Genomic DNA, 6638 nt, shown 5'->3' with positions numbered 1-6638 from the left:
ACAATAGAGTGTCACCCGACGACTACTCCGCAGGGGGCAATTGCCGTGGGCCGTCAGCCGCACGGACCTCACGTGGTCCGTCGCGTTCGGCCAGACTGTGCTGTGGCTCACGCAAACTCGGCCCTAGCGGGAGGCCGTCCGCGCGCTCAGCGGATGGCCGATGTGACGACACCGATTGTGCCGCAACGTGGTGCGCCGCGAGGTCGCGATCGTCCGCGGACTCGATAGCAGCCGATGCGGGTAAAGACTCCTGGTTGACACTTTCCTCGGTATTGACGACGATCTTGCGAGTGCGCTTGAGCGCGAAGGTGATCTCCTCGACCTCCTCGAATACCTGACGCGCGGTTCGCAACGGGTGAGTCGAGGTGTCGATCGCGCGGGCAACAAACCCCGGAACCAGCGGACGAATCCAGCGAGCGGCGGCTTTGGTGACATCCGGAATGATCGGAATCGCCGGAGTGGCGGGCACGTCGGGTGGTTCAACCGTCGCGGGCAGGTTCGGTGTCTCGGCCGCATCGGCTTTCGGCGCGGCCTCGGGCAATTCGGTCGCCGCATGACTCGCGGCCTCCGCCTCAGCGGCGATCGGCAGGTAGATGTGTTCCACTAGCGGTTCCGCCACCGGCTCAGCGATCTGTTTCGGGCCCTCGAGCGCGGCGTCCACTCGCTGGCGAAGCTGTGCACGGTCGATCTCGGTCTGTGCCTCGACGGCCAGTCGGGCTTGGACGAGTTGTTGCTCGGCCCACATGGTTTCGGCGGCCGCACGCACCTCGGCGCGTTTGACTGCGATCGCCGTCTCCGCCTCCAGCTCGGCGCGTTCGCGTTCGGCACGGGCTCTCGCGTGGCGATCATGGGTCGTTTCGCCCCGCCACAGTCGCAGGATTAAAGGCAGCAGGCTCAGCAATGTGAAGAACGCGATCGTGAGCAGGCGCAGCATTAGTGCGCCGGCACTGGCCAATGTCAGGTCCTGCATGGCGAGCCACCGCGCCCCCAAGCCATGATCGACCTCCGCGGCCGCGGATTGATGCGCTTTGGACAGGGCCCGCTCGCCGTCGCCGATTTTCAAGTCCAACTCAGCAGCTTGGCGATCGCGAGCGGCGACGGCGGCGTCCAGCTCCCGCTGAGAATCTGCGAGAAGCTGGTTGGCCGTTCGGGTTTCGGGCCCGGAACCGGGCACGCCGGTGATGCGGGTCTGCGGGCAGGCCGGGGTGGGATGGTATTCGCAGCGCGCGACCTCTAGTGCCTGATCGCGGTGGATGCGTGCGGTGTCAACGGCCTTGTCGAGCGCGACCCGGGTGTCGCGCATTTGCGCCAGGCTCGTTGATGCCTGCGCGACCGCCGGCGCCGAATCGGCATTGCGTGCGCCCTGCAGCTCGAGCTGACGGTCGATCGACCCGGAGAACACCGCCAGGGCGGCGAACTCGCCCACAACCATGCCGACGGCAACCGCCACCAGTGCGCGTCCCACGATTCCGCGTACCCCGCGCAGCGGTCCGCTGGCAATCCCGCGGGTGATCGCGCCCACCAGCAGGCCGAACACCAGGGTGAACGGCATCACGGCCAGCACTGGCCAGCGTGCCGCTTCCAGGATGTCGACTGTTGTCACCAGCCAGGCCAGCGCGGCATTGAGGATCACAACAACACCGGCGATCGCGTGCGCAGAGCGCTCGTGATGCTCGTCGAGTTCGCGGCGCTCTCCGCCACCGACCCAGGTGAGCAAGGCCGCGATCTGAGAGCCGCGGGTTCGCGGCTCGGTCACTTTATGGGCGCACATCGGACTGAAAACACCTCCAGGTTCTGCCAGCCTGACAGGCCAGGGCCGGGATACCGAATCGGCGGGATGGATATGTGGCGCGATTAACAACGCGACGGGAATCGCCCAGCCCGGTTCGCGCCGGTGCGATGGCTGAATTCTTGCATAACCGCTGCCGTGCAGGCTGCCAGCGTCGTACGTTTCTCTACCGAGATTGATGGGTAGCTTCCTGGCGAAGGGCAGCGGGCAAAGGGGCGCGGTGTGACATTGCGGCGGTTGGTCCTGGTGGTGGGGGCGGTGGTCCTGGTCGTGGGGATCATCGGGTTGTTGGTGCCGGTTTCGGTTTCGGACGGAAACGGCGGCAGCCTCGGATGCGGGAACGCCGCGATCTCGGACCTGTCCAACGCTCGCGAAGCGAATAACACGTCGGTGGCGAACATTCCGATCCTCAACCAGATCGTCCCGCACACCGATTTTGTGGCCGAATGCCAGTCCGCCCTCTCCGGTCCGCGGTCGTGGACGATTCCGGGGGCCGTGATCGGTGCGATCGCTGTGGTCGCAGCATTTTTCGTGCGTGGCGGCCGATTAGCGGGGTCGGCCGGTTTCTGACGCCTCCGGCCGACACGATCGGATCAGCCGCAGTGTCGGAAGGCGACGTGAGACGGTATTCACTTATGCAGGGCTACGACTACGTGAGCTACGAGGATTTTGGGCGGCGATTCTTCGAAGTGGCCGTGACGGAGGAACGGGTCGGCGCCGCGTTCGCCGCGTTCGCCGGCAACGAGTTCGACATGGAACCGATTGCGCAGGGGCCGGGCAAGATCGCCAAAGTCAGCGCCAAAGTCGCTATCAAGGAGCCGCAGGTCAGCCGTAACGTCGCCGACAGCATCACTTTCGATATTCACATCCCACTTGTGATCGATCTGCTCCTTGACCTACGTCTGGACAAGCAGCGGTTCCGGGTTGACGGCGATATCGCGTTGAACGCGACCGCGCGCGCGGCCGAACCGCTGCTGCTGATCGTCGACGTGGCCAAGCCACGGCCGTCGGATATCACCGTCCACGTGTCGTCGACAAGCATCCGCGGCGAGGTGTTGCGCATCATCGCCGGGGTCGACGGGGAGATCCGGCGCTTTATCGCCCACTACGTCAGTGAGGAAATCGATTCGCCGCAATCGCAAAAGGCACAAGTCATCGACGTGGCAGAGCAACTCGATCAGACCTGGACCGGCATCTGACCGCCGGCCGATAGGTGCCGAGGCACGGTTTATCGCGCGACCGCGCCCGGGTATGTAAGCCCGGTGGCGCGAGTAGACGTTTCGACGTCGTCCGATCTATCGCCGGACTCCGCGTGGAAACTGGCGTGCGACCTGAACCGGTTCGGTGACTGGATGACGATTTTCGCGGGCTGGCGCGGTCCGGTTCCTTCTAAAGTCGAGAAGGGCACACGGGTGTCGTCGTGCATCAAGGTGAAGGGTTTTCGCAACGTCATTCATTGGACGGTTACGCGGTATGACGAGCCGAAGGCGATCGAGTTGTCCGGCCGCGGCCGTGGCGGGATCCGGATTGCGGTAGCGATGACAGTCACCGACAACCATCCCGGGTCGACCTTTAATATGACCGCCGACTTGACCGGCGGTGTCCTCAACGGGCCAATCGGGCGACTCGTCGCGAGGATCGTCAGGTCCGATGTTCACAAGTCGGTGTACAACCTGGCCGCCTTGCAATGACTCCCGCGAACCGAAGGCGCGTCCGCTCATTCTGTCCCGCCGTCGTGGGCGTTTTTCCATTCCCGTTGGACTTGGCGGATCCGTCTCGATTCCATGCCCAGCCAGGCGAAGCCCGCGCCAGTCGCGAGCAAAGCGACGGCGACCGCGCCGACTCCGATCGCGACCTGTTTCTGGGCGAAGCTGGCCACGCAAACCATGAATGCCAGCGCGCCGGCGGCCAACAGAACAAACCCTGGCGTCTTCACGCCGTTCTTCATCGATTCGCCGGCGCGTGGCTCTGTGGTCCGGTGATGGTCAATCGGGTCGCGCGAGGTGTCTCCCATCCAGATCTACTACCCGGATCCTGGAGCGAAAAAACGGCTTTGCAACTAGCCGGAGGCGGGGGCGACGAAACCGGCTAACAGGGTGCGCATGGACTGCGCGACCGCATGCCTGGTTCCGACGGGATCCTGCGAATTGGCGATCAGCATCGCGCCGCGAGTCAGCGCACCCAGCAGCAGCCGGGTGACGGTCTCCGGATCGTCGACGCGCAGGGCGCCGGCTTCGGTTGCGGCCCGAAGCGCCGCAACGATGACTGCGAATGCGTAGCGCTCATCCAGTTCGGTGAAGCGTGCCGGGCCCAGCACCGCGGGGCCGTCCAGAATGAGGATGCGCTGTAAGTCTGACTCCAATACGGCGTCGAGGAACGCCTCGAAGCCGCGTGCCAGCCCGTCGAGGTCATCCGTTGCCTCCTGGGCGGCTGCCATCGACGCGGCCATCAGTTCGGTGTGGGCATGCACGAAAACCGCCTCGAAAAGTGCGGTCTTGGTGGGGAAGTGGTGATAGAGCGCGCCGGTCGTGACTCGGGCGGCGCGCGCCAAATCCTCCACCGAAGTCTGTCGAAATCCCTTCTGGCCGAACAACTCCCGGCCTGCGTGAACCAGCGACTCCCGGGTCTGCGCAACCTGCTGGGCACGCAGCGACGACGACTGCGGTGTCGACTCGGACATGCCCCTCACTCCCGTGCACGCGGATCGTTCCAGCGTATTGACATAGTAGCGCTATGTGGCATAGTGGCACTATCTCAAAACCAACCAGACGGAAGGATGCTCCCGATGAAAACTGTCCCAACCGCGTCCGCGGGACCCGTCGACGATGTCCGGCGGGCCGACCCTGCAGCCAGGGCCGCACTTGCCGATGCCGTCGCCCGCAGCACGCAACTCTGGCGCAGCATCGGCCAATCGACAGCCCCGGTACCGGGGCTCGCTTGGACAGCCGGCCAGACGGCGGCGCACGTGGTCGGTGACATGCGTGAATACACCGAGGTGCTGACCAGACATGTGAACGGCGACCACGCCGCGATCAACGTTCCAGACGGATCACCGGCATGGGCCAGGACTGCGGTCAACGACCAGCACTTGATTGACGTTGCCGAGCGTGACCTGCGCCGACTCGCCGACATGCTGGAGGAGACCGCCGCGCGCTACCTTGCTGTCGCCTCTGCCGTTGACACGTCCGAACCCGCCGCGATCCTCACGGCCGACGGTTTGGTTCTCGAACCGGCCGTGATGACCTGCTTGCTATTGGGGGAGCAGCTGGTTCACGGCCTGGATATCGCGCGCGGCGCGCATCGGTCGTGGAGCATCAGCCGCGATGACGCCCTGCTGGTCATACCTGCCGTGCTTACGCTCGCGCCGAAATACCTGATGCCCTCGCGGACGAAGAATCTCAACATCAGTTTTGAACTGCGCATGCGCGGCGGGCGGCCCTACCGGATGGCGATCGCGAACGGCAACGGTGTCGTCACCGCGGCAGGGGAGAAGGCCGACTGTGTGATCACCGCCGACCCCGTTGCGTTCCTGCTGGTCGGATTCGGTCGAGTGTCGCAATTCCCCGCGCTTCTCCGCGGCAAACTGCGGGCGGGCGGGCGAAAGCCGTGGTTGGCCGCCAAGTTTGGCACCCTGCTGGCCAGCCCGTAGCGGCGCGCTACAGATCGAGGGTGAGCTGCTGTCCTCCTGCGGCGCGCGAAATGCACACCAGCATCATTCCGTTGGCCCGCTCGGGCTCGGTGAGCAGCGTGTCGCGGTGGTCGACGCAGCCGTCGAGCACCCGGGTGCGGCAGGTCCCGCAGAAGCCCTGACGGCAGGAGTACGGCGGCCAGACATCTGCTCGCTGCAGCGCCGATAGCAGTGTCTCTTCGGCGCCGACCTGCACCGTGGTGCCTGTCGAGGCGATGCGGACGGTGAACTCCTCGCCGTCGATCACCGGCGGCGCCGCAAAACGCTCGAAATGCAACTCGACGTTGTCGCGGCCCGCGAGCTGAGCACGAATCGCCGTCAACATCGGCGCGGGTCCACAGGCGTATACCGCCGTGCCGTCGGGGCAGTCACTCAGCAGCTGAGCCGCCGTCGGGACGCCGTGCACATCGTCAGTCCGGATGTCAATGCGGTCGCGGAACTGCGCCATCTCGTCGAGGAAGGGCAGGCTGTCACGGCTGCGGCCGGCATAGACCATCGACCACTCGACACCGAGGCGCTCAACGTGGCGCATCATCGGCAGGATCGGCGTGATGCCGATGCCGGCGGCGACGAACAGCAAACGCTGCGTGGGCGATCCGTAACCGGGCACGGTCAACGGAAAGGCGTTGCGCGGTCCGTGCGTGGTGACCTGACTGCCGACACCTAAGACTTCGTGGACTTCGGCCGAGCCACCGCCGCCGCCGGGAATGCGGCGCACCGCGATCCGATAGCCGTCCGGGCTGGCTGGGTCGCCGCACAGCGAGTATTGCCGCACCCGCCCACTGGGCAGGTGGATGTCGACGTGTGCGCCGGGACGCCAGGGCGGGAGGGGCGCACCGTCGGCGCCGGCGAACGTCAGCGTCACCACGTCCTGATCGTGGGCGACCACCCTGCGACCCACCACCGTCAGCGTGATGCTGCGGTCGCGATGGGCCGGCGCCGTGACACGCCTGATCGATCCCGACAATGCCCACAGTGCGGTGACCGCGGCGTTGGCGAGACCAAGCAGCACGTCGTGCGACGAACGACCCGAGGCGCTTGGCGGCGCCTCCCGGAACCCGTCGAAGGCGCCCATCAAAGATGTGCTGCGCGCGCCGCCGGGGAACTAGCCAGATATGCCACAGCCTGCGCCGTCGAGCCCATCTCCTCCGGTGAGAAGCC

The 6638-nt window shown here is 65.7% G+C and carries 8 protein-coding genes; 4 read left to right on the top strand and 4 right to left on the bottom strand.

Going from position 1 to position 6638, the window contains the following annotated elements; genetic code table 11:
* Nucleotides 1-22 precede the first annotated feature (22 nt).
* On the bottom strand, nucleotides 23-1771 hold the full coding sequence (locus ACLQI9_RS15575; RefSeq protein ID WP_442385160.1) for a DUF4407 domain-containing protein: 1749 nt from the start codon (nucleotides 1769-1771) through the stop codon (nucleotides 23-25).
* A 240-nt stretch (nucleotides 1772-2011) separates the two neighbouring features.
* On the opposite strand from ACLQI9_RS15575, the gene ACLQI9_RS15570 reads away from it, so the two are divergent.
* The 3 genes from ACLQI9_RS15570 to ACLQI9_RS15560 all read left to right on the top strand — a co-directional run bounded on the left by ACLQI9_RS15570 (nucleotide 2012) and on the right by ACLQI9_RS15560 (nucleotide 3480).
* Nucleotides 2012-2359, top strand: coding sequence for an aminopeptidase (locus ACLQI9_RS15570; RefSeq protein WP_442385162.1), 348 nt, complete (start codon nucleotides 2012-2014; stop codon nucleotides 2357-2359).
* Between the two features lie 65 nt (nucleotides 2360-2424).
* Nucleotides 2425-2988 (top strand): hypothetical protein, encoded by a 564-nt coding sequence (locus ACLQI9_RS15565; protein WP_442385201.1) that lies wholly within the window; start codon nucleotides 2425-2427, stop codon nucleotides 2986-2988.
* 63 nt (nucleotides 2989-3051) lie between these two features.
* Nucleotides 3052-3480, top strand: coding sequence for a type II toxin-antitoxin system Rv0910 family toxin (locus tag ACLQI9_RS15560; RefSeq protein WP_442385164.1), 429 nt, complete (start codon nucleotides 3052-3054; stop codon nucleotides 3478-3480).
* 26 nt (nucleotides 3481-3506) lie between these two features.
* On the opposite strand, the gene ACLQI9_RS15555 is transcribed toward ACLQI9_RS15560, so the two are convergent.
* Together ACLQI9_RS15555 and ACLQI9_RS15550 are read right to left on the bottom strand one after the other, a co-directional pair.
* Nucleotides 3507-3803, bottom strand: coding sequence for a LapA family protein (locus ACLQI9_RS15555; protein WP_442385166.1), 297 nt, complete (start codon nucleotides 3801-3803; stop codon nucleotides 3507-3509).
* A gap of 45 nt (nucleotides 3804-3848) precedes the next feature.
* Nucleotides 3849-4469, bottom strand: a complete 621-nt coding sequence (locus ACLQI9_RS15550; RefSeq protein WP_442385168.1) for a TetR/AcrR family transcriptional regulator — start codon at nucleotides 4467-4469, stop codon at nucleotides 3849-3851.
* 105 nt (nucleotides 4470-4574) lie between these two features.
* Between ACLQI9_RS15550 and ACLQI9_RS15545 the strand changes: the two genes are divergently transcribed.
* Entirely contained in the window at nucleotides 4575-5438 is an 864-nt protein-coding gene (locus ACLQI9_RS15545) for an SCP2 sterol-binding domain-containing protein (RefSeq protein ID WP_442385169.1), read from the top strand.
* Between the two features lie 7 nt (nucleotides 5439-5445).
* Here ACLQI9_RS15545 and ACLQI9_RS15540 read toward each other — a convergent pair whose 3' ends face one another.
* On the bottom strand, nucleotides 5446-6552 hold the full coding sequence (locus ACLQI9_RS15540; RefSeq protein ID WP_442391882.1) for a PDR/VanB family oxidoreductase: 1107 nt from the start codon (nucleotides 6550-6552) through the stop codon (nucleotides 5446-5448).
* Between the last annotated feature and the right edge of the window lie 86 nt (nucleotides 6553-6638).

Source organism: Mycobacterium sp. (assembly GCF_052143115.1).
In the GTDB taxonomy this organism is placed as follows: Bacteria; Actinomycetota; Actinomycetes; order Mycobacteriales; family Mycobacteriaceae; genus Mycobacterium.
This window is presented reverse-complemented; position numbering and strand designations above follow the sequence as displayed.